Annotated in this window: 23 protein-coding genes; 9 read left to right on the top strand and 14 right to left on the bottom strand. The window is 69.2% G+C overall.

The window, feature by feature from the left end; translation table 11 throughout:
• Positions 1-286 precede the first annotated feature (286 nt).
• A complete protein-coding gene (locus Q1K70_RS16800; RefSeq protein ID WP_300161917.1) occupies positions 287-901 on the top strand; it encodes an outer membrane lipoprotein carrier protein LolA in 615 nt (204 codons plus the stop codon).
• Positions 902-916: 15 nt separating this feature from the next.
• Here the strand turns inward: Q1K70_RS16800 and Q1K70_RS16795 are convergent, their stop codons facing one another.
• The 9 genes from Q1K70_RS16795 to Q1K70_RS16755 form a co-directional block, all read right to left on the bottom strand.
• Positions 917-1,786: a pseudouridine synthase gene (locus tag Q1K70_RS16795; RefSeq protein ID WP_300161914.1), complete on the bottom strand. Its 870-nt coding sequence runs from the start codon at positions 1,784-1,786 to the stop codon at positions 917-919.
• Positions 1,787-1,812: 26 nt separating this feature from the next.
• Entirely contained in the window at positions 1,813-2,949 is a 1,137-nt protein-coding gene (locus Q1K70_RS16790; RefSeq protein ID WP_300161911.1) for a HAMP domain-containing sensor histidine kinase, read from the bottom strand.
• A gap of 120 nt (positions 2,950-3,069) precedes the next feature.
• On the bottom strand, positions 3,070-3,669 hold the full coding sequence (yedF, locus tag Q1K70_RS16785; protein ID WP_300161909.1) for a sulfurtransferase-like selenium metabolism protein YedF: 600 nt from the start codon (positions 3,667-3,669) through the stop codon (positions 3,070-3,072).
• A 156-nt stretch (positions 3,670-3,825) separates the two neighbouring features.
• Positions 3,826-6,699 (bottom strand): fused MFS/spermidine synthase, encoded by a 2,874-nt coding sequence (locus Q1K70_RS16780; protein ID WP_300161906.1) that lies wholly within the window; start codon positions 6,697-6,699, stop codon positions 3,826-3,828.
• Between the two features lie 156 nt (positions 6,700-6,855).
• Positions 6,856-7,488 carry an endonuclease III gene (gene nth / locus Q1K70_RS16775; RefSeq protein WP_300161962.1) on the bottom strand — a complete coding sequence of 211 codons (633 nt, stop codon included), beginning with the start codon at positions 7,486-7,488 and terminating at the stop codon, positions 6,856-6,858.
• Between the two features lie 66 nt (positions 7,489-7,554).
• On the bottom strand, positions 7,555-8,109 hold the full coding sequence (locus tag Q1K70_RS16770; RefSeq protein ID WP_300161903.1) for an arginine decarboxylase, pyruvoyl-dependent: 555 nt from the start codon (positions 8,107-8,109) through the stop codon (positions 7,555-7,557).
• 47 nt (positions 8,110-8,156) lie between these two features.
• Positions 8,157-8,954 (bottom strand): SPOR domain-containing protein, encoded by a 798-nt coding sequence (locus tag Q1K70_RS16765; protein WP_300161900.1) that lies wholly within the window; start codon positions 8,952-8,954, stop codon positions 8,157-8,159.
• Positions 8,955-9,011: 57 nt separating this feature from the next.
• Positions 9,012-10,667: an arginine--tRNA ligase gene (gene argS, locus Q1K70_RS16760; RefSeq protein ID WP_300161897.1), complete on the bottom strand. Its 1,656-nt coding sequence runs from the start codon at positions 10,665-10,667 to the stop codon at positions 9,012-9,014.
• A gap of 3 nt (positions 10,668-10,670) precedes the next feature.
• Positions 10,671-11,621 (bottom strand): ACP S-malonyltransferase, encoded by a 951-nt coding sequence (locus tag Q1K70_RS16755; RefSeq protein ID WP_300161894.1) that lies wholly within the window; start codon positions 11,619-11,621, stop codon positions 10,671-10,673.
• 98 nt (positions 11,622-11,719) lie between these two features.
• Here Q1K70_RS16755 and Q1K70_RS16750 point away from each other — a divergent pair, with 98 nt between their 5' ends.
• A complete protein-coding gene (locus Q1K70_RS16750; protein WP_300161891.1) occupies positions 11,720-12,418 on the top strand; it encodes an RsmG family class I SAM-dependent methyltransferase in 699 nt (232 codons plus the stop codon).
• Here the strand turns inward: Q1K70_RS16750 and Q1K70_RS16745 are convergent.
• Together Q1K70_RS16745 and Q1K70_RS16740 are read right to left on the bottom strand one after the other, a co-directional pair.
• Entirely contained in the window at positions 12,379-12,609 is a 231-nt protein-coding gene (locus Q1K70_RS16745; RefSeq protein ID WP_300161888.1) for a hypothetical protein, read from the bottom strand. The genes Q1K70_RS16750 and Q1K70_RS16745 overlap by 40 nt on opposite strands.
• A gap of 22 nt (positions 12,610-12,631) precedes the next feature.
• The gene (locus Q1K70_RS16740; RefSeq protein WP_300161885.1) at positions 12,632-13,096 is read right to left on the bottom strand and encodes a 23S rRNA (pseudouridine(1915)-N(3))-methyltransferase RlmH; all 465 of its coding nucleotides are present in this window, start codon (positions 13,094-13,096) and stop codon (positions 12,632-12,634) included.
• A gap of 127 nt (positions 13,097-13,223) precedes the next feature.
• Here Q1K70_RS16740 and Q1K70_RS16735 point away from each other — a divergent pair, with 127 nt between their 5' ends.
• From Q1K70_RS16735 to Q1K70_RS16725, 3 genes are all read left to right on the top strand, one after another.
• Positions 13,224-13,799, top strand: coding sequence for a DUF4390 domain-containing protein (locus tag Q1K70_RS16735; protein ID WP_300161882.1), 576 nt, complete (start codon positions 13,224-13,226; stop codon positions 13,797-13,799).
• Between the two features lie 81 nt (positions 13,800-13,880).
• Entirely contained in the window at positions 13,881-14,810 is a 930-nt protein-coding gene (locus Q1K70_RS16730; RefSeq protein ID WP_300161879.1) for a TIGR01777 family oxidoreductase, read from the top strand.
• Positions 14,803-16,143 (top strand): HD domain-containing phosphohydrolase, encoded by a 1,341-nt coding sequence (locus tag Q1K70_RS16725; protein WP_300161876.1) that lies wholly within the window; start codon positions 14,803-14,805, stop codon positions 16,141-16,143. The genes Q1K70_RS16730 and Q1K70_RS16725 overlap by 8 nt, the downstream gene beginning before the upstream one ends.
• Here Q1K70_RS16725 and Q1K70_RS16720 read toward each other — a convergent pair.
• Both Q1K70_RS16720 and Q1K70_RS16715 read right to left on the bottom strand, forming a co-directional pair.
• The gene (locus Q1K70_RS16720) at positions 16,140-16,853 is read right to left on the bottom strand and encodes a polyphenol oxidase family protein (protein ID WP_300161873.1); all 714 of its coding nucleotides are present in this window, start codon (positions 16,851-16,853) and stop codon (positions 16,140-16,142) included. The two genes, Q1K70_RS16725 and Q1K70_RS16720, sit on opposite strands and share 4 nt — an antisense overlap.
• On the bottom strand, positions 16,850-17,452 hold the full coding sequence (locus Q1K70_RS16715; RefSeq protein WP_300161870.1) for a 5-formyltetrahydrofolate cyclo-ligase: 603 nt from the start codon (positions 17,450-17,452) through the stop codon (positions 16,850-16,852). The genes Q1K70_RS16720 and Q1K70_RS16715 overlap by 4 nt, the downstream gene beginning before the upstream one ends.
• A gap of 82 nt (positions 17,453-17,534) precedes the next feature.
• On the opposite strand from Q1K70_RS16715, the gene Q1K70_RS16710 reads away from it, so the two are divergent.
• The 3 genes from Q1K70_RS16710 to Q1K70_RS16700 are packed head-to-tail and all read left to right on the top strand — an operon-like array spanning position 17,535 to position 20,775.
• Positions 17,535-18,206 (top strand): metallophosphoesterase family protein, encoded by a 672-nt coding sequence (locus tag Q1K70_RS16710; RefSeq protein ID WP_300161867.1) that lies wholly within the window; start codon positions 17,535-17,537, stop codon positions 18,204-18,206.
• Between the two features lie 56 nt (positions 18,207-18,262).
• Complete coding sequence (locus tag Q1K70_RS16705; protein ID WP_300161865.1) at positions 18,263-20,014, top strand: response regulator; 1,752 nt, start codon at positions 18,263-18,265, stop codon at positions 20,012-20,014.
• Positions 20,011-20,775, top strand: a complete 765-nt coding sequence (locus Q1K70_RS16700; RefSeq protein ID WP_300161862.1) for an exodeoxyribonuclease III — start codon at positions 20,011-20,013, stop codon at positions 20,773-20,775. The genes Q1K70_RS16705 and Q1K70_RS16700 overlap by 4 nt, the downstream gene beginning before the upstream one ends.
• Positions 20,776-20,904: 129 nt before the next feature.
• Here Q1K70_RS16700 and Q1K70_RS16695 read toward each other — a convergent pair whose 3' ends face one another.
• The gene (locus Q1K70_RS16695; RefSeq protein ID WP_300161859.1) at positions 20,905-22,371 is read right to left on the bottom strand and encodes a fused MFS/spermidine synthase; all 1,467 of its coding nucleotides are present in this window, start codon (positions 22,369-22,371) and stop codon (positions 20,905-20,907) included.
• Between the two features lie 164 nt (positions 22,372-22,535).
• On the opposite strand from Q1K70_RS16695, the gene Q1K70_RS16690 reads away from it, so the two are divergent.
• Positions 22,536-23,249, top strand: coding sequence for a carbonic anhydrase (locus Q1K70_RS16690; RefSeq protein ID WP_300161856.1), 714 nt, complete (start codon positions 22,536-22,538; stop codon positions 23,247-23,249).
• The last annotated feature ends 256 nt before the right edge of the window (positions 23,250-23,505 follow it).

Here is a 23,505-nt window from a genome sequence, read left to right as displayed (position 1 = left end):
GAGCGAGAGGAAGAGCAGGAAAATGCCTCCGGCGGCCAGGAGGGGCCGGGGGCCCCTCCTGGACCACCCCGCAAGGGGGAAATAATAATAACGGTGGGACGATGGAATTATGGATAGATTTTTTCGGACGACGCGACCGATGACGATGCAGAAGGCGGAACAGGCGTGCGTTGGTTCTCCCGGTGTCGGGATTCCAAAGGGCGCAGCCCTTTGGTCGCCGAAGGCTTTCTGCGCCCCCTTTCTCGCCGTCCTTTGCCTTCTTCTTTTCGCCGGGCCGGCCCTGGCCGTGGACGCCACGGAACTGGCCGGGCGCATCCAGAAGAAGTACGCCGCGATTTCCGCCTTTTCCGCCGAATTCAGCCAGTCCATCCGCAACGCGGCCAGCGGCGACACGGAAAAGCGCTCCGGCTCGTTTCTCTTCAGGAAGCCCATGCTCGTGCGCTGGGAGACGGTGAAGCCCGAAAAGGAGCTGCTCATCGTCGGCAAGGACGCCGTGTGGGATTATTTCGAGGAGGACAAGGAGGCTTTCCGCTATCCGGTGCAGGAGATCGTGAACTCCAAGACCATGCTGCGGTTTCTCACGGGCAAGGCCAACCTGACCGAGGACTTCATCGTCGCCCCGGGCAAGCCCGAGGAAGCCGGGCCGGGCCAGGCCGTGCTCCAGCTGGCCCCGCGCGAGCCCGAGCCGGGGCTGGTCCTGGCCAAGGTCTGGGTGGACCTCGCCACGGACATGATCGCCCGCGTCTTCATCCAGGACTTCTACGCCAACACCAACGACCTGACCCTAAGCGGCGTCGTGGCCAACCCCAAGCTGGCCGATTCGCTCTTCGCCTTCACCCCGCCTCAGGGGGCCAAGGTCCACGACAACACCCCGGTCAAGGGCCGCGACCTGAAGCAGTAGCGTCGCCCGGACGGTTCACCTGCCGCACCGGGGCTTGCCCGGTGCGGCGCAAGGGCGGTTTTTCCCAGGCGGCTCCGTTTTCCCCGAACCCGCTTCTAGGGCCTGCCGCCCGGCCTCGGGCGCGGCGTGCGCCTCCAGGCCCACGGCCCGGCGCAGGCCGGCCAGTTCGCCGGCCGTCAGTTCGCGACACTGCCCCGGCGGCAGGTCGCCGAGCGTCAGCGGCCCCTGGGCCGTGCGCGAAAGCGTCAGCACGGTCAGGCCCAGGTCGCGGCACATCCGCCGTATCTGCCGGTTCACCCCCTGGGAAAGCTCCATCTCCAGCACGACGCGCTCCGCGCCCGGGCGCGAGGCGATGCGCGCCGCCACCGGGGCCAGGGTCTCACCCTCGGCCAGGGTCATGCCGTGCGCCATGGTCTCTATGGCTCCCGGCCCCACCGCGCCGCGCACCGTGACCCGGTAGCGCTTCGCCACGTGCCAGCGGGGGTGGGCCAGGCGGTAGGCCAACTCGCCGTCGGTGGTGAGAAGCAGCAATCCTTCGGAAAAATAGTCCAGCCGGCCCACGGAAAAAAGCCGCCGCTTCCGGTAGTGCGGCGGCAATGCGTCGAACACGGTGGGCCGGCCCTCGGGGTCGCGGGCCGTGGTCACGCAGCCCGGGCGCTTGTGGAGCATGAGCGTCAGGTCGCCGGCTTCGCGGCCGTTGGCCACGGGCTTGCCGTCCACGGTGAGGACGTCGCTTCGTGGGTCGATCTTGCACCCGAGTTCCGTGACCGTGACGCCGTTGACCGCGACGCGCCCGTCCGCGATCATGGCGTCGGCCTGGCGGCGCGAGGCCACGCCTGCGCCGGCCAGGGCCTTGTTGAGGCGGATGCGTTCCGTGCCGTCCATGACTTGGGAGGGGAGCCGGCCGGGCTCTAGGCCGGCAGGCTGAGGACGAAGCGCGTGCCTATTTCCGGGGCGCTTTCGAAATCCACGTCGCCGCCCAGGCACTGGCGGGCGAAAAGCCGCATGCTGTAGGTGCCGAAGCCCCGGCCCGATCCCTTGGTGGAGTAGCCCTTCTCGAAAAGGCGCAGGCGCGTTTCCCTGGGCAGCACGGCCGCGTTTTGCACCCACAATTCCACGCCGCCGTCTTTCCCCGGGCCGCAGCCGAGGGTGACGGTCTCGCCCGGGCGCGAGGCTTCCAGGGCGTTTTTGATCATGTTGACCATCACGCGCTGCAGGATGCGGGCGTCGGTTGCAAAGCGCAGGGACGGGGCGGCCGGATCCACGGCGATGGTGCGGGAGGCGTCATAGGTGAAGGACTGGCAGTAGGCGGCCAGGTAGGACAGCACCTCCCGGGCGTCGCAGGAGGAGAACGTCGGGGCGTATTCCTGGCTTTCGACGGACAGGAAGTCCTTTTGGGTTTCGATGATGTTCTGGATGTCCTCGATGGCCCGCCGCAGCAGGTCCATGTCGGGCGTGAACCGCTCGGGCAGCTCCGGGGCTATGATCTCGTGGATGCCCCGGATGCCGGACACGGCGTTCATGATGTCGTGGAAAAAGAGTCGCTCGAAGGTACGCAGGTTCTTTTCGTGGGCGATGTCCAGGATGGAGTTGAGCACGAGCCTGCGCTCGCCGTGGTCCATGGGGCAGGCCCAGACTTGCAGGTTCAGGGCGTCGAGCTCGGTGACGTTCTTGCGGTTGATGGCGCATTCCTGGGTGGTCTTTTCGCCGCCAAGGCTTTTGACGATGGCGTTGGCCGAGCCGCAGTACTGGCAAAAGCGCGTGGTGCCGCAACCGCCTTCCCGCTCGAAGGCGTGCAGGCAGCCCAGGGCCTCGCCCGGGCGCTTGCCGAGCACCTCGTCGGAGGAAGGGGCGTTGGCCAGGGCGGCGAAGCGTTCGTTGGCGTAGACGATCTGCCGGGTGTCGTTGACGATGGCCACGGCCAGGGGCAGCACGCCCAGGGACCAGGCCGCCGGGGAGCGGGAGATTTCCTGGGCGATGGACAGGATTTCCTCACGGGGGAGGCGTCGGGCCGGAAGATGCTCGGTGGTCGGGTATTGATCCTGCATGCGGCAAATCCGGGCCTTCGGCCCTGGGACGCCGCCCGGTCGCGTCCGCACGCCTCCAACGGACGGCGCGACGCCGGCGTCATGGCAAAGGGAAGCGGCCGCCGGGCGTCGGCCGCTTGCTCATATCTGGATGACCTTGTCGGCCAGGTCGAGGCTCGTGACCACATCGAGCATATTGGTGGTCTCGCCGACCTCTTTCTTGTCCAGAACGCCGAAAAAGTCCAGACAGGTGCCGCAGACGAGGATGGAGACGCCGGCGGCCGCGAGCTCCTTGAGCTTGGGCAGGACCGGGCTTCCGGCCACGGCCAGCTTGACGCCGCCGTTGACCATGATGATGCGCCACAGCCCTTCGCCCAGTTCGGGCAGGGTGTTGACGAAGTTGACCATGAGCTTGGCCCCGAGTTCCGGGTCGCCCCGGCCCACGGTGTCGGCGGTGAGGAACACGGCGGTCTTGGGGTTGTCCACGGCCTGGCGCGTCGCCGCCGGCTCCGGCTGGGGAGCGGTGCCGGTCGCCGTGGCCGTCAGGGTGGAGATTCCGTCGGCCTCGACGGCCTCCACGGCGTAGCCGCGCATGGTCAGGAAGCGGGTGACGTTTTCCCTGGCCGCCTGGTTGTCCACGGTGACGGACAGGGTTTTGGGGGCCTCTTTTTCCACGCATTCCTTGCAGCGCAGCACCGGCCCGGGGCAGGCCAGCCCCCGGCAATCCAGAGTCGTGTCCATGGTTTCCTCCCTTTTCCGGTCAGAATAGGCCACGGGGAGGGCGGCAGGTCAAATCGATTGATCGGATGCTCTTCAAGCGAACGGATAGGGCATCTCGATGGATTGGCCAGGGCGGCTCGCGTCGGCTCCGTCCCGCGACGCTTGCCGGTGCGGGGGTCAAAACGGGCTTTTGAAGCCGAAGGTGCGGGCCAGCCAGTCCATGTAGGACTTGGCCGCGGCGCTGGCCTGGCCGCCCTTGAAGGCCACGGCGGCCAGGGCCTCGGCCTCGGCCAGCCGGCCGTCCAGGCACAGCACGAACACCCGCGCCGGGGCCAGGTTGCTCGGGTAGCCCATGTCCTGGGCGCGCCGCAGCTTGGCGTCGGCCAACAGATAGTCGCGCTCGGCCAGGGCCCGGATGCCGAGCTGGAATTCCGTCTCCGGCGTGGGGGCCATGCCGTCGGCCAGGACATGGGTCACGATGGCCTGCTTCTTGGCGTCGGACTTCATGAGCCAAAGGGGCAGGACGCGCAGATCCGTGCCCGAGAGCACGTAGTTGACCGCCGGCAGCGACGGCGGGGGCGTGAGCATGTTGTTGAGGTACGTGTTCATGATCTGCTGGGTCTCGAACCAGGCCCCGGCCTCGGCCAGGATGGCCTGGGGCAGGAGCAGGGCCGCCTCGGCCGAGTCGGCGAAGCGCTCCTTGGCGGCCATGGCGTCCATGAGCTTCTCGTGCTCGGCCAGGTATTGCTTCTGGACCTCGGGGCTTTCGGGATAGCCGCGCAGGCGCTTGGGGTAGTTGTCGGTGAGCGGCTTGGCGTCGCCGAGGTATGCGGCCAGGGACGGGCCGTCGAGCATGAAAAGCGCCCCGAGCTGGGCCGGGTCCTCCACGGCGATGCGGCGCAGGCCCTCGCCCGTGGCCGCCGCCTCCCAGGGCTGGGGGAAATCCTTGGCCGGCTTTGGGCCCTTGGGCTTTTTGACCCCGACCATCATCCAGTTGAAATTGTCGCCCATCCACAGCGAGGCGTGCTCGAAGACCTCGGAGAAGGCCTTGAGAATGGCCTTGGCGTCTTCCGGGGAGATCTCGAAGACCGGCAGCCAGTAGGTGACCATGCCGCCGTCGGTCAGCCGGTCGCGGATGAGCTGGAAGTATTCCCTGGAGTAGAGGTTGGCCACGCCGGCCATCATGGGCGGCGGCGGCTCGGCCGTAATGATGTCGTACTTCTTGGCGGTGGCCAGCAGGAAGAAGCGGCCGTCCTCCACGTGGGCGCGCACGCGCGGGTCTTCCAGGGGGTTGCGCTCGGGCTTGGGGTAGACGATGGCCGCGCCGCGCAGCACGTCGCGGGAGATGTCCACCACGTCGATGGAGGCCAGCCGCTTGTCGTCGACCAGGGCCGTGGCGGTGGAGCCGGTGCCGAAGCAGATGAGCAGGGCGGACTTGGGGTTTGGCAGCACGGCCTCGGGAAAATAGGCGAAGAGCTTCATGTAGCGCTTGGCGCTGCGGTCCGTGGAGGCCATGGAGTAGCCGTCGGTGACCAGGCGGTAGGCGTAGGGCCGGCCGAGGTAGTCCTGGCGCAGGTACTGCAGGGTGCCGGAGACGCCCTCGATGGTGGCCACGAGGGTCTCGCCGTCCTTGAGGAAGTCGGCGCAGGCCCGCCGGAAGTAGCCGTTCATGGAGCCGAAGGGAAAAATCGCCAGGCTCAAGGCGAAGGCCAGGCCCGCGGCGACCAGCGGCCGGCTGCGGCGCGGCGAAGGCCAGGGCGCGGCGCCGCCCAGGCACAGGGCGGCCGGCAGGGCGTAGGCGGCGCACAGAAGAAACAGGCTCCACTCCATGCCCAGGGCCGGAACGAGGCAAAAGCCCGCGAGCAGCGGGCCGGTCATGGCCCCCAGGGTGTTGGCCATGGAGACCAGCCCGGCCGAGCGTGCCCGGTCGCCCACCTCGCGGTGGAAGGCCTCGCCCAGGGTGGTGAAGACCAGGCCGGACACCAGGGCGGCAGGGAACATCAGGGCCAGGGACAGCACGGTCACGTAGCGCCAGTCCACGGTCTGGAAGGGGCCGATGGCGACCCCGGCCGCGGCTTCGAAAAGCCGGTAGGAGACCAGGGCGGCGGCCCCGACCAGCAGCACGAGGGGCGCGGTGACCCTGCGGCCGTCGGCCTCGCGGCGCAGCCACCATCCGGCCAGGGCGCCGCCCAGGCCGATGCCGGCCAGGATCACGGCCAGCATCACGGCGAAGGCCAGGCTCGTGGAGCGCACGAAAAGCTGGAGGAACCGGGTCCACACGACCTCGAGCCCGAGAAAGGCCGCGCCGCAGACGAAGCCCGCGGCCAAAAGCCGCCTGGCCCGCGCCGAGAGCGGCGGCTGGACCGGCCGCGGCTTGGCGTCGGGCCGGGCCGGTTCGTCGCGGAAGCGCGAAGACACGGCCAGGGCCCCCACGGCGGCCAGGACGTTGAGCCCGGCGGCGAAAAAGCCCGTGCCGGAAAGCCCCAGGGGGGCGATGAGCACCGTCTCGCCGAGCAGCGCGCCCAGGCAGGCCCCGAGGGTGTTGACGCCGTAAAGCCGGCCGAGCGCCAGGCCGAATTCCCCGGGCCGTCTGGCCAGGGCCTTGACGAGCAGCGGCAGGGTCGCGCCCATGGCCGTGGCCGGGAGCAGGAAAAGCAGGAAGGAGAAGGAGAAGCGCAGCGAGTTGAGCAGCAACGGCTTGCCCAGGGCCGGGTGCAGCATGGCTCCCAGCCACACGGTGAGCAGGGGGAAGCACAGCACGAGCAAAAGCCCCCAGGCCCCGACGAGGAGCTCCATGGCGGCGTAGAAGCGCACCGGGTCGGTCACGTCGCGGCCGAAACGGGAGATCAGGGCGTTGCCGAGCGCCAGCCCGCCCATGAAGCTCGAAAGCACGAGCGCGCTGGCGTAGACGCCGACGCCGAAGACCAGTCCGGCCAGATGGAACCACAGCGTTTCGAAAACCAGGGCCGACGCGCCTGAAAGCAGGAAGACGAAGCCGAGGACGAGTCGGTCGCGACGCGTCGCGGGAGGGGAGGCGGGCAGGGCGGTCATAGGCCTCTCGGGCGGCCGGCCGCGTCCGCGTCCGGCGCAGCCGGTCCGGGACGCCGGGGACGGCGTTGCGGTTGCTTGCCGGGGAAAAGATTCGTCAGGCCGGAGCCGTTTCCCGCGACTGGCCCGGCCGGCGCGTCACGGGGCCCTGGGACACGGTCAGAGCCCGAGCTTCGGGCAGACGTCGCCGAGCACGCAGGCGTCGCAACGCGGAGAGCGGGCCTTGCACACGGCCCGGCCGTGGAGCACGAGCAGGTGGTTGACGGCCCCCCAGTCCTTGCGCTCGAAAAGCGGCATCATGTCTTTTTCTATGATGATCGGGTTGTCCGAGGACGTCAAGCCCAGGCGGAAGGACAGCCGGCGCACGTGGGTGTCCACGGCGATGCCCTCGTTTTTGCCCAGGGCGTTGGACAGGACGATGTTGGCCGTCTTGCGGGCGACGCCCGGCAGGGCGGTCAGGGCCTCCATGGTGTCCGGCACGGCCCCGCCGTGGCGCGAGACCATGAGCTTCGCCGCGGCCACGAGGTTTTTCGCCTTTTGCCGGAAAAAACCCGTGGAATGCACCACTTCCTCCACGGCTCCGACCTCGGCCCGGGACAGGACGGCCGGATCAGGCCAGCGGCGGAAGAACTCGGGGGTGACGGTGTTGACCCGGGCGTCGGTGCACTGGGCGGCCAGGACCGTGGCCACCAGGAGTTCATAGGCGCTTCGATAATCGAGCGCCGGCACGAGGTCGGGGTAGAGCGGCGAGAGCCGCTTGACGATTTCCCGGGCGCGGGCGACAGCGTCCATCATCCGTGCTCCGGAGTGGTCGCGGCCGCCCGGCCGGCGGCGAAGCGGTCCGCCTGGAGCATGGGCCTAGGGAATGAACACCACCGCGGAGATGGTCGTGGTCCACATGCCGGACTCGCCCGTGGTGACGCAGGGCATGGAGGCGGAATCGATGATCTTGCCGCTCATGAGGTAGGTCTGGCGGCGTTCGTCGTAGGCCGTCTCGGGATCGAAGTCGATGCCCAGCGTGGTGGCGAGCATGGTGGAGGCCAGGTCTTCGGCGAAGTCGCCGATCTCCTGCTCCTCGGCCCCGAAGGCCGTGTGCTCGGAAATATAGCCGTAGTTGGATTTGTCGGCCGGGAAGGCCATGCCCACGGCGGAGCCGACCAGGCGGTTCTTCTCGTCCGTGGCGTTGCGGGCCATGACGCAGAAGGTGATCTGGCCGGGACTTAAAAGGCTCACGCCCTCGGGGATGGTGATCAACTGGCAGTGCGGCGGATAGATGCTCGACACGTAGACCAGGTTGAGCTTTTCGATGCCCGCCTCGCGCAGGGCCAGCTCGAAGGACTGGAGCTTATTTTTGTGGCGGCCGACACCTTTGGTGAAAAACGCCTTGGTGGGGACGAAAGAGCCTGGGATCATTGGCGGTCCTCTTTGTGCAACGATTTTGCCGCGAAAGCGGACGATTCTTATAAGGGTTTTTTGCCGAGAAGTATAGGGCCTTTTTCGCCCGTACGCCGCAGCCCGTCGGCGATTTCCGCCTCCGTGCCCTTGATCACGACCTTGACCCGGAAGACCGCCCGGCTGCCGGAACTGGCCTCCTGGACCGAGGCCGAAACCCCCTTGCGGGAAAGCTCCTTGACCATGGTCTCGGCCTGCTCCTTGGACGGAAAGGACGCCACCTGGTAGGTGGCCGCGAACTTGCCGGCCTCCTTCTTCTCGAAGGGGGCCTTGGGCTCCACGGCGGCCTTGGCCTGGGGCGCTGGAGCGGCCTTCGGGGCCGGGGCCTGCTTTTGCGGCGCGGCCGGCACGGCCCCCGCGACCGGCGCGGCCGGAATCGGGCCGGGCCGGGCCGGGATGGCCACGGGAGCCTGGGCGGAGCCCATGGGCGCGGCGGTTTTGGCCTCCGGGGCCTTGCGGCCGTCGGCCGAGGACTTCTGGGTGGAATCGGCCACCACTTCGCCGTCCTTGTCGTGCAGGCCCTCCATGAACTGCAGCTCCTCGGGCTTGAGCACGGTCGGCGGCGAGGCCTGGGTCGTGCCCTCGGGCTGTCTGACCTCGGTGGTCGGCATCATCTGGGCGATCTGCGGCACGGCGGCCTCGGGCTTGTAGCCGCGCCCGACCAGGATGCCGAGGATGAATACCCAGCACATGCCGAGCACCACCACGATGCCGACGGAAATGACGCCGGACATGCTGATCTCAAAGGAGAACTTCTTGGGTCCCCCCTTGTCCTGGGATACGTTGAATCGACTGAGAAGCTTCATGGGGCTCGGTTCCTCGGCCTAGGCATCATTGCCAAAGGCGGGCGAATGTCAAGACGCCTACATTTTTTCCGGGGCCGACACGCCGAGCAGGGCCAGCCCGTTTTTGACCACCGCGGCCACGGCGGCCAGCAAATGCAGCCGCGCCGCCGCCAGGGCGTCGTCCCCGGCCGCCAGCACCGGATTGACGGTGTAGTAGCGGTGGAGCCTGCCGGCCAGGTCGCGCAGGTAGAAGCTCACCAGGTGCGGCGAGAAGGTCCTGGCGGCGGCGGACACCGTGTCCGGGTACTGCTCCAGAAGCTTCAAAAGCTCCATGTCCTCGGCCGTGTCCAGGCGGGCGAGCAGCTCCGGCCCGGCCGGGGCCGGGGAGAAGCCGCGCTCGGCCGCCTTGGCGAAAAGCGACCTGACCCGGGCGTGGGCATACTGGACGTAGTAGACCGGATTGTCCATGGACTTCTGCTTGACCGCGTCGAGGTCGAAGTCCAGGTGGCTGTCGGACTTGCGCGAGAGAAACATGAAGCGGGCCGCATCGGCCCCCACTTCCGCCACCACGTCGGCCAGGGTCTCGAACTTGCCGGCCCGGGTGGACATGGCGATCTGCTCGCCCCCCTTGAGCAGGTTGACGAGCTGGACCAGGATGACCTTGAGGCTCGCCTCGGGGTCGCGCCCGAGCGCGGCCACGCAGGCTTTCATGCGCGGCACGTAGCCGTGATGGTCCGCGCCCCAGATGTCCACGGCCACGTCGAAGCCGCGCCGGAACTTGTCGTCGTGGTAGGCGATGTCCGAGGCGAAATAGGTGAGCTCGCCCCCGGATTTCACCAGCACCCGGTCCTTGTCGTCGCCGAAGTTGGTGGTGGCGAACCAGAAGGCCCCGTCCTTGTCGTAGGCCAGGCCCTTTTCCCGCAGCGCCGCGAAGGTGCGGTCCACCGCGCCGGCGGCCAGGAGCGTGGATTCCGGAAACCAGACGTCGTGGTGGACCCGGAAGTCCCGCAAGTCCTTCTTGATGCCGTCCAGGATGCGCTTTTCGCCGTGCAGGCGGCATACGTCCGTGGCCTCGGCCTCGGGCAGGTCGAGGAGGGCGCGGCCGCCCTGGTCGAGGAGCTCCCGGGCCAGGTCCTTGACGTAATCGCCCCGGTAGTAGTCCTCGGGCTCGGTCACCGGCTCGCCGAGCAGCTCCCGGTAGCGGTAGAGGATGGACATGCCGAGGATGCGCATCTGCCGGCCGGCGTCGTTGATGTAGTATTCGGTCTCGACCTCGAAGCCGGCGGCCCGAAGCACCCGGGCCAGGGAGTCGCCCACGGCCGCGCCCCGGCCGTGGCCGATGTGCAGGGGGCCGGTGGGGTTGGCCGAGACGAATTCCACCTGGATGCGCGTGCCCCGGCCGATGTCGAGCCGGCCGTAGCCGTCGCCGGCGTCCAGGACCTCGAGCACCGTGCGCTGCCAGAAGGCCGGTGCGAAGGTGACGTTGAGAAACCCCGGACCGGCCACTTCCACGCCGGCGACGTCGCCGCCGGCCAGCAATTCCCCGCGCAGGGCCTCGGCCAGCTGCCGGGGCGGCGTCTTGGCCTGCTTGGAGGCGACCATGGCCACGTTGGTGGCCAGGTCGCCGTGGGCCTTGTCGCGCGGCGGTTCGATGGTGGTTTTTTCCGGCCAGGGGATGTCGCGCGCGGCCAGGGCCTTTTCCAGAAGCCCCTGCAGGTACGTCGTGGCGCGCATGCCCTAGGCCTCCAGGGCGGCCGCGGCGGCCGGGTCGGGGACGCCCACGGCCGTGCAGCCGTCGCAGACGTCCTTGAGGTTGACAGTGGCCAGCTTGGCCAGCACGCCCTTGGGGCCGAGCTCCGCGAAGGTGCGCGCGCCGGCGGCGTGCAGGTTGGCCATGGTGTCGATCCAGCGCACCTGCGAGGTCATCTGGCGGCAGATGCGCTCCAGCCCCTTGTCCGCGTCGGCCTCGGCCGCGCCGGTGACGTTGAAATAGACCGGGGCCACGGACGGGGCGCGAAGCCCGGCCTTGCGCAGAGCCTTTTCCAGCTCCGCCGCCGGCTCGGCCATGAGCGGGCTGTGGAACGCGCCGCTGACGGCCAGCGGCACGGCCCGGCCCTTGCGCTCCTTGACCAGGGCGGCGGCGGCCTCGATGGCCGCCTTGTCGCCGGAGAGCACGAACTGGCCCGGGGAATTGTAGTTGGCCACGACCAGGAGCCGGCCGGCGGCCTCGCCGGCCTCGCGCACGACGTCCTCCACGGCCTCGAGGGAAAGCTTGAGCACGGCGGCCATGGCACCGTCGCCGCCGCCGGCCTCGGCCATGAGCCGGCCGCGAAGGCTGGTCAGGGCCAGGGCCTGCCCTGCCTCCAGCATGCCGGAAGCGGTCAGGGCGGCGTATTCGCCGAGGCTGTGGCCGGCGAAGCCGACGATGCCGGAGAGCCTGGGGCGCAGGTAAAACCACAGGCCCAGGCCCACGGCGGTCATGGCTGGCTGCAGGGCGCGGGTGTCGGCCATGGCCGCGTCGTCGCCCTCCCAGTAAATTTCCCGCAGGGGGAGCCCGGAGGCCTTTTCGGCCAGCTGCCACAGTTCGGCGGCCTCGGACGAGGCCTCGGCCAGGGTGCGGCCCATGCCGCGTTCCTGGGAACCCTGGCCGGGAAAGAGGATGGCCAGGCTGTTTCGGGTTGCGCTCACGTTCGCCTCTCCTTAGAGCTTTGCAGGTCTTTTCGGCCGCGATTGGTAGAGCAACGGGCCGAAATGTGCAACGGTCAATTTGACGGAGGAAAATGGCCATGTCCCAGAGCGCGCCCATGCCGGACGCGGACGCGGTGGCCGGGGCGGCCCTGGCCCTCGGCCGGGAGCTTTCCCCGCGCCAGGCCCAGGCCCTGGCCGGTTATCTCGGGCTGGTGGAGCGGTTCCGCACCCGGGTCAACCTGGTCGGGCCGTCGGATTGGCGGGTCGTGCTCGAGACCCTCGTGGCCGACTCCTGGCATCTGGCCGACTTCCTGGCGGGAGGACCGGCCTCGGCCGTGCTGCCGGCCGCGGGCGCGCCCCTGGTCTGCCTGGACTTCGGGGCCGGGGCCGGGCTGCCGGGCCTGCCGCTGCGGGCGTTCTGGGAGCGGGGGCCGTACTGGCTGCTGGAGGCGCGCCAGAAGCGCTGCGTGTTCCTGTCCGAGGCCGTGGCCCGGCTGGGGCTGGCCGGCCTGCGGGTGGCCGAGGGGGACGTGCGCCGCACCGTGCCGGACATCCTGGCCCGGGAGCCCGGGGCCTTCGTGCTGTGCCTGAGCCGCGCCTTCGCGCCCTGGCCCCAGTTTCTGGCCCTGTGCCGGGAAATCGTGCGCCCGCCCATGGCCGTTTTGGCCATGACCGGCGCGCCCTGTCCGGCCGGGGAGACGCCGGCCGGCTTTGGCCTTGGGGCCGAAGCCTCTTACGCCGTGGCCGGCAAGACGCGCTACCTGTCGCTTTTCGCGACGCCCGCGGCTTCCATGTAGGAATCCTTGAAGATGAGCCGCGTGGCCATGGCGTCGGCCACATCGGCCAAGTCCATGAGGGTCTCCAGGAAGTCGAGGATCTCGCCCTTGACTTCCTCGGAGGCGTTGTCGAAGTCGAAGGCCAGGTCGCCGGATTCGAAATAGGCGTGCAGCTTCTTGAGATAGGCCGCGTCGAGCAGGGGCAGGGGCATACGGACCGCCTTTTGCAGGAATTTAATGGTGGTAGGGCGCGCCGGCAAGAATGGCCGCCGCGCGGTAGAGCTGTTCGTAGAGCACTACCCGGGCCAGTTCGTGGGGCAGGGTGCCGGGACCGAGGGACAGGGTCATGTCCGCCCGGTCGAGCACCGCCTGGGAAAGCCCGAAAGCGCCGCCCACGACGAAGCAGGGGACGCGGCCCGGGTCCTCGATGAGCGAGGACACCTTGGCGGCCAGTTCCCGCGAGGCGAGCGCCCGGCCGCGTTCGTCGAGGACGACGACGCAGTCGCGGGGGGAGAGCCGGCCCAGCAGGGCCTTGCCTTCCTCGTCCTTGCGCCGGGTCGGCTCGGAAGCCTTGCCGTCGCGCACCACGATCTCCTCGGCCGGCAGGTAGCGCCGCAGGGCCGTCAGGTAATGGGCGGCGGCGTCCCTTAAAAACGGGGCCTTGGCGGACCCCACGATGTAGAGGCGGATGGGTTTCATGGGCGAGTGGTCCGGCGGGGAAGCCGCCGCCTCGGCTGTTAGCCGAGGGGCCTTGCTGTTGTCAAAGCGGGCGGCTTGGATTAGGCCCAAATACCGCATGATTGGTTTTGCGCACCCAAGGAGCGGCATGCCTTTTTTCGTCCGCCACATGCGCCGCCTGACCATGGCGCTGGCCCTGGCCGCGGCCGCCGTGCTCGTGGCCGCGGGGCCTTCGCGCGCCCAGGAGCTTTTGCTCAGCAACCTCGTGCTCAACAACTTCGAGGGCAAGATCTGGGTGCGTTTCGGCGTCGAGCCCACGGGCGCGGACGCCATCCGCCAGGTGCTCATGGCCGGCGAACGCCTGGCCCTGGTGTGCAAGGCCAAACTCTCGGTCAAGCGCGACTACGTCTGGAACCGCGAGGTGTCCTCGGCCCGCTACGAGAGCGTGCTGCGCCGGCTCAAGGGCGGCGAGTTCGCCGTGGAGCTGCCCGGCCAGGGCGCGGTGGCGGATAGGGAGCTGGCGGCGCTTTTCCGCAAGGCCTGGGGCGAGATCCTCATCGATCTCGGGCCCTGGGACAGGCTGGAGCGGGGACAGACCTACGCGCTCACCCTGGAGCTTTCCCTCACGCGCCTGGACGTCTCGCCGTGGCTGAAAAAGGGGCTGTTCTTCTGGCCCTTCGATCCGGCCACGCCCGTTTCCTACCAGCTCGATTTCACCTACTGAGCGCGACTTCCCCGTTGCTTTGGTCGCCGGTTTCCGTATAAGAGTTCCAAGAATCCAAGGGAGTGCGGCAAGGAGGCTGGCATGCGCGCGGTCATCGCCGGCGGCACGGGATTCATCGGGAGCGCCCTGGTTCGTTCCCTGACGCACGACGGCCACGAGGTCGTGGTGCTCTCGCGCGCGGCCTGCGCGCAAAAACCTTGGCCGGGCGTGACCTTCGCCACGGCCGGCGGGACGAGCGGCGCGGCCTGGAGCCGCCATCTCGACGGGGCCGACGTCCTGGTCAACCTGGTCGGAGAAAACATCGCCTCAGGCTGGTGGACCCGGGCCCGCAAGAAGCGGCTGCGCCAAAGCCGCCTGGACGCCGCCGCGGCCGTGATGGACGCCCTGTCCCGGGCGGCCTCGCCCCCGGCCGTGCTCGTGCAGGCCTCGGCCACGGGCTATTACGGCGACCGGGGCGACGTTCCCGTGGACGAATCCGCGCCCTGCGGCACGGGGTTTTTGGCCGAACTGGCCCGGGACTGGGAGGCCTCCACGGCCGGGGCCGAGGCCCTGGGGCTGCGCCGGGTGGTCGTGCGCACGGCCGTGGTCCTCGGCGCGCACGGCGGAGCCCTGCCGCGCCTGCTCGCGCCCTTCCGCTTCTTCCTCGGCGGCCCCCTGGGCTCGGGCCGGCAGTATTTTCCCTGGATTCACCTGGCAGACGAAGTGGCGGCCATCCGGTTTCTCATGGACCATCCACGGGCCTTCGGCCCGTTCAACCTGGCCGCGCCGGGCGCGGTCACCCAGAACGACCTGGCCCGGGCCGTCGGCCGGGCCCTGGGAAGGCCGTCCTTCGTCCGGGCGCCGGCGGCCGTCCTGCGCCTGGTCATGGGCGAGATGGCCCGGGAACTTTTTCTTGGCGGCGTGCGGGCCGTGCCGCGAAGGCTTGTCGAACTCGGCTTCGCCTTCCGCTTCCCGGACCTGGACGCGGCCCTTGCCGACATCCTGCACGGGCAGGGACGGGGCCATGGCTGAGTCCGCGCCCCGGCCCCGGGTGCTCGTCGTCGAGGACGAGGCCATCGTCGTCATGGACGTCCGGCGCCGGCTGGAGCGCCTGGGCTACGAGGTGGCCGGCGTGACCGACGCCGGCGAGGAGGCCCTGCGCCTGGCCGGGAAGCTCGCCCCGGACCTGGTCCTCCTGGACATCATGCTGGCCGGCCCCATGGACGGCATCGCCGCCGCCGTCGGCATCCGGGAGGCTTTCGCCGTGCCGGTGGTCTTCCTGACCGCCCACACCGACCCGGAGACGCTGCGTCGCGCCGGCGAGACCGGCCCCCACGGCTACGTCATCAAGCCCTTCGAAGATCGGGAACTCGGCGCGGCCCTCGAAATCGCCCTGTACAAATCCCGCATGGAGCGTCGGCTGGCCGAAAGCGAGCGCTGGATGGCCATGACCCTGGCCCACCTGGACGAGGGCGTGGTCACGGCCGGAGCCGACGGCCTGGTGCGCTTCGCCAATCCCATGGCCGAAAGACTTCTGGGCCAGGCCTCGGGGAGCATGCTCGGGCGCGAGCTCTCGCGCGTGTACCTCACGCGGCGCGACTGCGAAGAAGAGGGCGGCGTGCGGCGGGAAAACGTCATGCTGTGCCGCCCCGACGGCGGCTGCCTGCCTGTCGAGGAGCGCTGCTCGGACATTCTGGACGATCGGGGCGGCCGGCTCGGCACGGTGCTGGTCCTTCGCGACGTCAGCCGCCGGCTCGGCGTGGAGCAGGCCCTTCGCGAATCCGTGGCCGGGTTGCGCCGCGCCCTGGAGGAGACGGTCAACGCCCTGACCGTGACCTCGGAAACGCGCGACCCCTTCACCGCCGGCCACCAGGAGCGCGTCTCCCGCCTGGCCGTGGCCGTGGCCGACGCCCTGGGCCTCGAGGCCGAGGCCGTGGAGGGCCTGCGCGTGGCCGGGCTCGTCCACGACATCGGCAAGATCCACGTGCCTTCGGAAATCCTGGCCAAGCCCGAGGCCCTAAGCCCCATCGAGATGGGCATCGTGCGCGAGCACAGCCAGGCCGGCTACGCGATCCTGCGCAACATTCCCTTTCCCTGGCCCGTGGCCCGGATGGTGCTCGAACACCACGAGCGCCTGGACGGTTCGGGCTATCCCCAAGGCCTTTGCGGCGAAACGCTCGTCGGTTCGCGCATCCTGGCCGTGGCCGACGTGGTCGAGGCCATGACCTCGCACCGGCCCTACCGGGCGACATGCGGCCTGGAGGCGGCCCTTGCCGAGCTGCGCCTTGGCAGCGGCACCCGCTACGACGCGGACGTGGTCGAGGCCTGCCGCCACGTGTTCGAAAGCGGCGGCTTCCGGTTCTAGCCCCTCTCCTTGATCCAGATGAGGCTGGCCTGGCGGCCGGCGGTCCTGTCGCGGCGGTAGGAGAAGAAAAGCGGCAGGCTTTTGGTGCAAAGGTCCAGGCCGAAGATGCGGTCCCGGTCGAGGCCGGCCGCGACGAGCTGGTCGCGCGTCAGCCGCCACAGGTCCACCCGCCGCTTCCGGTAGTCGAAATACGGTCGGAAGGCCTCGCCGAATTCCGTCTCGAAGGCGGTGAATTCCGATTCCCCCGGCCCCAGGCTCGGGCCGCGCACGGCATAAAGTTCGCTTGGGGCCAGGCCGTAGCGCACGCAAAACGACCGCACCCCCCGACCGCAGAAATCCGCTACGTTGCCCCGCCAGCCGACGTGCAGGGCGGCCACGAACTCCCCGGACTCGTGGGCGATGAGGATGGGCTGGCAATCGGCCGTCTTGACGGCCAGGGCCCGGCCGGGCCGGCTCTCGGCCAGGCCGTCGCCGGCCTCCAGGCTCGGCCGCTCCAGGGTGTCCCATTCCGGTTCGAAGACCATGTGCACGCCGTGCACCTGCCTAAGCGACTGCCAGGCGGTAAAGCCCAGCTCGTCGCGCAGGGCGCGGCGCGTGGCGATGACAGCCGCCGGGTCGGGCGCGCCGGTGAAGGCCATGGTGTCGGGGCCGCAGCCGAAGGCGCAGCCGATGCCCGGCAGGCCGGGAAAGGCGAAGGGGATGTAGTTCATGCACGGACCAGTCGGGTTCGAAGTTCGGTGAGCACCGCGTCCACCGGCCTGTCCCAGGCCTGGGTGGGCAGGTGCGGCACTAGCTGGAAGTCGTGGGCCAGGCCCGCCGTGAACGCGCCGGCGGTCGCCGGGCGGGCCAGCAGCCTGTCGTAGTAGCCGCCGCCGAAGCCGAGCCGCGCGCCGGCCAGGTCGAAAGCCAGGCCGGGCACGAGGATGAGGTCCGGGGCGAAGGCGTCCGGAGCCAGGCAGGCTTCCTCCCGGGGCTCCAGCAGGCCGAAGCGGCCGGGGACCACGTCCTCGAGGCAGGCCACGCAGCCGATGTCGAGCAGGCCCGGCGCATGGGGCCGGCAGCGCGGCAAAAGCAGCCGCTTGCCCCGGGCCAGGGCCTCCCGGGCGATCAGGGCGGCGTCGATCTCGTTTTTGACGGGCAGGTAGGCCAGCACTTCCCTGGCCGCGACCGCAGCCGGCAGCTCCCACAGGCGCGCCGCCACGGCGACGCTGGCCCGGGCCACGGCCTCGGGCGAAAGGGCCAAGCGGCGGGCGAGCATGGCGCGCCGCAGGGCGGCCTTGTCCGCGTCGAAGGCGGCGGATGGTTGCATTTTGTTCACAATGACCGCATGGTAGCAGGCGGAAGCCGCCTGGGGAAGCGCATTCCCGGGCGTCGAACGCGCGGGAGGGCGCATGGGCGAAGGCGCATACTGGATCGGCATCGGCGACATCCACGACGATGCGGCGGCCGTGGCGCGCGTGCCGGGGCTCGACGCGGCGGCAGGCGTCGTCGTCACGGGCGATCTGACGGTAAAAGGCGGCGCTGCGGCGGCAAGAGCGGTCATCGAGGCCGTGCGGCGGGAAAATGCCGTCATCATGGCCCAGATCGGCAACATGGACAAAAGCGAAGTGGACGCCTACCTCACGCGAGAGGGCGTCAACATCCACGCCACGGGCCGGGTGACCCCCCAGGGGGTGGGATTTTTCGGCTGCGGCTATTCCACGCCCACGCCCTTCGGCACGCCGAGCGAGGCCGGCGAGGAGCGCATCGCCGCCTGGCTCGAGACCGGCTACGCCGCCGTGGCCCATTGCCCCCACCTGGTCATGGTCTGCCATACGCCGCCCCACGGCACGGCCACGGACGTGGTCGGCGGCGGCGTCCACGTGGGAAGCCAGGCCGTTCGCGCCTTCATCGAGCGGGTGCAGCCGGCCGTATGCCTCACCGGACACATCCACGAGGCCAGGGCCGTGGACCGGCTCGGCGCGACCACGGTGGTCAATCCCGGGGCGCTTTCGGGCGGCGGCTTCGCCAGGGTGACGTTCTCTTCCGGGGTCCTTTCCGCCGAGTTGCTGTCTTTCGCCTGACGCCCGATGCAGTGTAAGCCGGACGCGGCGCGGCTGCCTGCGTCCGGGAGGTGTTGATGTTCGTCGTCAATGTCATCGACATCGCTTTCTACAGGGCCTTCCTGTCCAAGATCTACCTGACGGCGGGCGTGGACTATCTTTTCGCCTTTCCCGAGGACGGCCGGGTGGATCTCCCTCTGTACGATCGGGTTCCGGACGCCGTGCTGGTCCAGGACTCCTACATGAGCCTGGAAAGCGAACAGCTCATCGAGGGCATCCGGGCGGCGGCCCGGGACATGGGCCGCGCCGTCCCGATCCTCTACCTTTTGCCCTTCGAGGAGGGCGATGCCCAGGGCATGGCCGCCGTGCCCGACGGCGGCGACATCCACCCCGTCAACCGCCACAACCTGGCCGCGGTGCTCCAGGAGATCAAGGAACGGAACAAGGCGGCCGCCCGGTCGGGCCGACGTGAAATCCTCTTCGTGGACGCCGGCAAGACCTTGCTCCACGTGGTGCGCGCCGCCCTGTCGCCGGCCGGCTTCCGGGTGGTGGCCGCGCACAACGCCGAGCAGGCCCTGGCCCTTTGCCGCAAGCACGCCTTCGAGCTCGTGCTGACGAGCGTGCTTTTGCCCGGACTTTCCGGCCTGGACCTGTGCCGGCGGCTCAAGGAGGAAAACTCCGGCCGCTACCTGCCCGTGATCATCCTCTCCAGCAGCGACGATCCCCTGGACATGGACACGGCCTTCGGCTGCGGCGCGGACGACTACCTGCTCAAGTCCTTCCCGCCCGAGATGCTGGCGGCCAAGGTCTCCGAGCACCTGGATCTGGTCGAGCGCAAGCGCCACAACAAGATCCTGGTCGCCGACGACACCAAGCTCATCCGGGAGCTTTTGCGCCACAGCTTCATCAAGAGCGGCCTGTTCGTGATCACGGCCCAGAACGGCCGCGAGGCCCTGGAGCTGGCCCGGGAGCACAAGCCAGACGTGGTGGTCACGGACATCGAGATGCCGGAGATGGATGGCTACGCCCTGTGCGAGAAATTGCGCGACGAGCCCGAGCTGCGCCACACCATGGTGGTGATCATGAGCACCCGGGGGCGGCAGAGCGACATTTTGCGCGGCGAGCGCCTGGGCGTGTCCCGCTATTTCGTCAAGCCCTTCGACGTGGAGAAGATGCAGCTCGTGGTGGAGCAGCTCTTGGCCGAGAGCTACCGCCACATCAAAAAGGAGCACGAGCATGTGCTGGCCAGCATGTCCGCGCTCATCACGGCGCTCGAGGCCCGCGACGAATACACCAAGGGCCACACGGCCCGGGTGTCGCGCATGGCCATGCGCCTGGGCCGGGCCATGGAACTGGACGACAAGGCCCTGCGCGAGCTCGAGATCGGGGCCAACCTTCACGACATCGGGAAGATCGGCGTGCGCGACGCCGTGCTGCTCAAACCCGGCAAGCTCACCCCCGGCGAGTACGCCAAGATCCAGGAGCACGCCATCATCGGCGCGGAGATACTGCGACCCATCATCTCCCTGGCCCCGGTCCTGCCGCTGATCCTGCTCCACCACGAACGCTGGGACGGCGGGGGCTACCCCACGGCCATCATGGGCGAGGACATCCCCCTCGGAGCGCGTATCATCGCCATTGCCGACGCCTTCGACGCCATGACCACGGACCGGCCGTACCGGCGGGGCATGCCCCTGTCCACGGCCCTTTCCATCATCGAAGAAGAGGCGGGCCGGCAGTTCTGTCCGGACTGCGCCGCGACCTTCCTGCGCATGATGCGCGGCGAAACGGTCGACTCGTCCCGGGAAGAGGCGGAGGAAGCGTCATGATCCTGATGAGCTGGAACGTCAACGGCCTGCGGGCCGTGGTTCAGAAGGGCTTCTGGGACTGGCTGGCCGGCTGCGGCGCGGACGTCGTCGGCATACAGGAGTCCAAGATCCAGCCCGGCCATGAGGCCGATTTCGGCCACACGGAAACGTACCGGACGCTCTGGTGCAGTTCCGTGGTGAAGAAGGGCTACTCCGGCGTGGGCTGCTTCTCCCGGGTCGAGCCCCTGAGCGTGGTCATGGACCTGCCCGACCCGGTCTACTGCGGGGAGGGGCGGCTCATTCAGATGGAATTCAAGGACTTCTACTTCTTCAACGTCTATTTTCCCAATGGCGGCCAGGGACCCGAGCGCCTGGCCTACAAGCTTGGCTACTACGACGCCTTCCTGGCCCACGCCGAGGCCTTGCGGCGGGAAAAGCCCATCGTGGCCTGCGGCGACTTCAACACCGCCCACACCGCCCTGGACCTCAAAAACGCCAAGGCCAACGAGAAGACCTCCGGCTTCCTGCCCGAGGAGCGGGCCTGGCTCGACAAGTTCACGGACGCCGGCTACGTGGACACCTTCCGCATGTTCACCCGGGAAGGCGGGCACTACACCTGGTGGGACTACCGCTTCAAGGCGCGCGAACGCAACGTGGGCTGGCGCATCGACTATTTCTTCGTGTCCGAGGAGCTGCGGGGCAGGGTGCGCCGGGCCTGGATCGACGACACGGTCATGGGCTCGGACCACTGTCCGGTCGGCTTGGACCTCGACGCCTCCTGACGCTCCCCCGCCGGTCCGTTCCAGCGCTTTTCCCGAAGCCGCGCGCCACGGCATCGCGGCTCTCGCCTTCTGTCGGGGCTTTTTGAGAAGACCTCGACGCCCCGCGCGCCCCCGTCGCGTCGCGCCGCGCTACAATCCCAGTCCCAGCCATTCCACGGGCGCGTGGTCGTCGGTGAGGACCAACGCGTCGTTGCCGAACGGATCGTCGAGCCTTCCCGTCAGGAAGGCCCGGGTCTCGGCGTCCGTGGGCACGGGGCCGGGGCCTTCCTCGGGGCGGGCGACGAGCATGACGTTTTGCTCCTCCCCGGCTTTCTCAGGCCCGGCCAGGGGATAGACGGCCAGGTCGGGAAAGGCCGTGGCGAAGGTGGCGGCCAGGGAGCGCAGGAAACGCCCGCCCGTTCCCTGAGGCGCGCCGATGGCGTTGACCACCACCGCCCCGCCCGGGGCGAGCAGGGCCGCAAGGCGCGTCGCCGCCTCCCGCGTGACCATGTGGAAGGGCGGCAGGTAGTCCGTGCCGAAGACATCGAGGTAGATCAGGTCGTAGGGCTCCCCGGGCCGGTTGACGAAGGTCCGGGCGTCCTCGTGGACGATGGTCAGGCGCGGGTCGTCGGCGAGCCCGAAATGTTTCCGGGCCAGGGCCGTCACACCCGGGTCGAGCTCCACCACGGTGACCGTGGCGCCGGGCAGGTTCCTCGCGGCGTGGCGGGCGAAGGCGTAGCCCCCGCCGCCGAGAACCAGCACCCGGCGCGGTTCGGGGACCAGGGAATAGCCCATGGCGAAAAAACGCGTGTAGGGAAGGGCCAGCTCGGAAGGTGCGTCCGGGTAGATGGCCGACTGGCAGCGCAGGGGGCCGGTGGTCATGATGCGAAGCGTGCGGCCGGTGTCCGGTTCCATGCCCGAGTAGACCAGCACCCGGCCGTAGGCCGTGTCCACGTCCGCGACGCCGGCCGCCGCCAGGGACTGGTCCGTGGCCTGGATGGCCAGGCCGGAAAGCAGGAGCACGGCCGCGGCCGCGGCCTTGCCCTTGATGCCGGTCCGGGAGGCCAAAAGCGACAGCAGGAGCAGGAAGCCGGCCACGGCCAGGAGGGTGGCCGTGGTGCCGCAGGCCGCGATGAGGAAAAAGCCCGCCGCGAAGGTGCCGACGATGCTGCCCAGGGTGGACAGGGCGTAAAGCCGGCCCGCGGTGGTCCCCGACGTGGCGGCGTCGCGCACGGACAGCCGCACGGCGAAGGGCGCGACCATGCCGAGCAGGGCGGCGGCCGGGGCGAACAGCAGCAGCACGGCGGCGAGCACGGCCAGGCGCGGCCCCGGAGCGCGGGTGGCCAAGAATTCCAGCAGCGGGATCTTGGTTGCGGCCGTGGCGGCAACGAGGGCGGCGGCCAGGGCGATGACCCCCGAAAGCACGCCCGGGCTCGGGCGACGGTCGGCGATGCGCCCGCCCTGCCAGTAGCCCACGGCGAGGCTGGCCAGGACGAGGCCGATGAGCCCGCTCCACACCACCATGGAGGTGCCGAAAAACGGGGCCAGGATGCGCGCGCCCACGAGCTCCAGCACCATGACCGCCGCGCCGCAGCCAAAAACGACGATTCCCAGCATGACAGGCTCCGTTCTTGCGGATGCGCGGGCGACGCGCCCGCCCCGGCAGCATACCCGGGGGAATTGGCGGGAGCAACCGCTCGGGCGGCAGGATTGCTTTGACCATGCCCTTGGGTTTGTTGTAGGTATGTTGAAGCCATAACCAGCCTGAGGGAGGATTCAAGATGAAACGGTTTTTCACGGCGACCACCATGACTGCATTGCTTTTCGCGCTTTGCGCCTTGGCCATGGCTTCTTCCGGCGGCCCGGGACTGAGCGCTGACGAGGCTCTGGGCAAACTCAAGGAAGGCAACATGCGCTACGTGGCGGCGGCCAGCGTCGCGCCGCACCAGGATGCCGCTCGCCGTCACGAGACCACCGCCGGCGGCCAGCACCCCTTCGCCACCATCCTGTCCTGCGCCGATTCCCGCGTGCCCCTGGAGATCGTCTTCGACCAGGGCGTGGGCGACATCTTCGCCGTGCGCGTGGCCGGCAACGTGGCCGCCGTGGACGAGATCGGCACCATGGAATACGGGGCCGAGCACCTGGGCGTGCCGCTCATCGTGGTCCTTGGCCACACCAAGTGCGGCGCGGTCACGGCCGTGGTCAAAAACGAGCCCGTCACCGAGAACATCGGCAAGCTGGTTTCCCCCATCGTGCCGGCGGTCAAGTCCGTCAAGTCCCGCTTCGCCTCCTCGGATCTGGAGGAGCTGATCAACAAGTCCATTGAAGCCAACATCTGGCAGGCCATAAGCGACATCTACGCCAAGAGCCCGCTGCTCAAGCAGATGGCCGCCGCCGGAAAGGTCAAGGTCGTGGGGGCGCTCTACGACATCGACTCCGGCGAGGTGCACTGGTTCGGCGAACACCCGAGCGTGGCCACCCTGCTCGGCAAGTAGTTTTTCCGCCCGCAGGGCGACGAAGGCGGCCCCTTCGGGGGCCGCTTTTTTGTTTTGGATTTTGCCGGCAAAACTGCTAGGTCCGGGGCGTGCGCGCCATCGTGCTTGTCGTTTTCGTGTTCGTGTACGCGGCCATGGCCTTGGGGCGGCTGCCGGGACTGGCCCTGGACCGGGCCGGCGCGGCGGTGCTCGGGGCCATCGTTCTGGTCGCCTCGGGCCTGCTCACCGTGCCCGAGGCCCTGGCCGCCGCCGACGC

This window comes from Solidesulfovibrio sp., from assembly GCF_029978005.1.
GTDB lineage: Bacteria > Desulfobacterota > Desulfovibrionia > Desulfovibrionales > Desulfovibrionaceae > Solidesulfovibrio.
This window is presented reverse-complemented; position numbering and strand designations above follow the sequence as displayed.

Bases quoted from the DNA above. Each gene is read 5' to 3' on its own strand.
- Q1K70_RS16795 (WP_300161914.1), bottom strand. From the start codon at position 1,786: ATGGACGGCACGGAACGCATCCGCCTCAACAAGGCCCTGGCCGGCGCA.
- Q1K70_RS16790 (WP_300161911.1), bottom strand. From the start codon at position 2,949: ATGCAGGATCAATACCCGACCACCGAGCATCTTCCGGCCCGACGCCTC.
- yedF (WP_300161909.1), bottom strand. From the start codon at position 3,669: ATGGACACGACTCTGGATTGCCGGGGGCTGGCCTGCCCCGGGCCGGTG.
- Q1K70_RS16780 (WP_300161906.1), bottom strand. From the start codon at position 6,699: ATGACCGCCCTGCCCGCCTCCCCTCCCGCGACGCGTCGCGACCGACTC.
- nth (WP_300161962.1), bottom strand. From the start codon at position 7,488: ATGGACGCTGTCGCCCGCGCCCGGGAAATCGTCAAGCGGCTCTCGCCG.
- Q1K70_RS16770 (WP_300161903.1), bottom strand. From the start codon at position 8,109: ATGATCCCAGGCTCTTTCGTCCCCACCAAGGCGTTTTTCACCAAAGGT.
- Q1K70_RS16765 (WP_300161900.1), bottom strand. From the start codon at position 8,954: ATGAAGCTTCTCAGTCGATTCAACGTATCCCAGGACAAGGGGGGACCC.
- argS (WP_300161897.1), bottom strand. From the start codon at position 10,667: ATGCGCGCCACGACGTACCTGCAGGGGCTTCTGGAAAAGGCCCTGGCC.
- Q1K70_RS16750 (WP_300161891.1), top strand. From the start codon at position 11,720: ATGTCCCAGAGCGCGCCCATGCCGGACGCGGACGCGGTGGCCGGGGCG.
- Q1K70_RS16745 (WP_300161888.1), bottom strand. From the start codon at position 12,609: ATGCCCCTGCCCCTGCTCGACGCGGCCTATCTCAAGAAGCTGCACGCC.
- Q1K70_RS16740 (WP_300161885.1), bottom strand. From the start codon at position 13,096: ATGAAACCCATCCGCCTCTACATCGTGGGGTCCGCCAAGGCCCCGTTT.
- Q1K70_RS16735 (WP_300161882.1), top strand. From the start codon at position 13,224: ATGCCTTTTTTCGTCCGCCACATGCGCCGCCTGACCATGGCGCTGGCC.
- Q1K70_RS16730 (WP_300161879.1), top strand. From the start codon at position 13,881: ATGCGCGCGGTCATCGCCGGCGGCACGGGATTCATCGGGAGCGCCCTG.
- Q1K70_RS16725 (WP_300161876.1), top strand. From the start codon at position 14,803: ATGGCTGAGTCCGCGCCCCGGCCCCGGGTGCTCGTCGTCGAGGACGAG.
- Q1K70_RS16720 (WP_300161873.1), bottom strand. From the start codon at position 16,853: ATGAACTACATCCCCTTCGCCTTTCCCGGCCTGCCGGGCATCGGCTGC.
- Q1K70_RS16715 (WP_300161870.1), bottom strand. From the start codon at position 17,452: ATGCAACCATCCGCCGCCTTCGACGCGGACAAGGCCGCCCTGCGGCGC.
- Q1K70_RS16710 (WP_300161867.1), top strand. From the start codon at position 17,535: ATGGGCGAAGGCGCATACTGGATCGGCATCGGCGACATCCACGACGAT.
- Q1K70_RS16705 (WP_300161865.1), top strand. From the start codon at position 18,263: ATGTTCGTCGTCAATGTCATCGACATCGCTTTCTACAGGGCCTTCCTG.
- Q1K70_RS16700 (WP_300161862.1), top strand. From the start codon at position 20,011: ATGATCCTGATGAGCTGGAACGTCAACGGCCTGCGGGCCGTGGTTCAG.
- Q1K70_RS16695 (WP_300161859.1), bottom strand. From the start codon at position 22,371: ATGCTGGGAATCGTCGTTTTTGGCTGCGGCGCGGCGGTCATGGTGCTG.
- Q1K70_RS16690 (WP_300161856.1), top strand. From the start codon at position 22,536: ATGAAACGGTTTTTCACGGCGACCACCATGACTGCATTGCTTTTCGCG.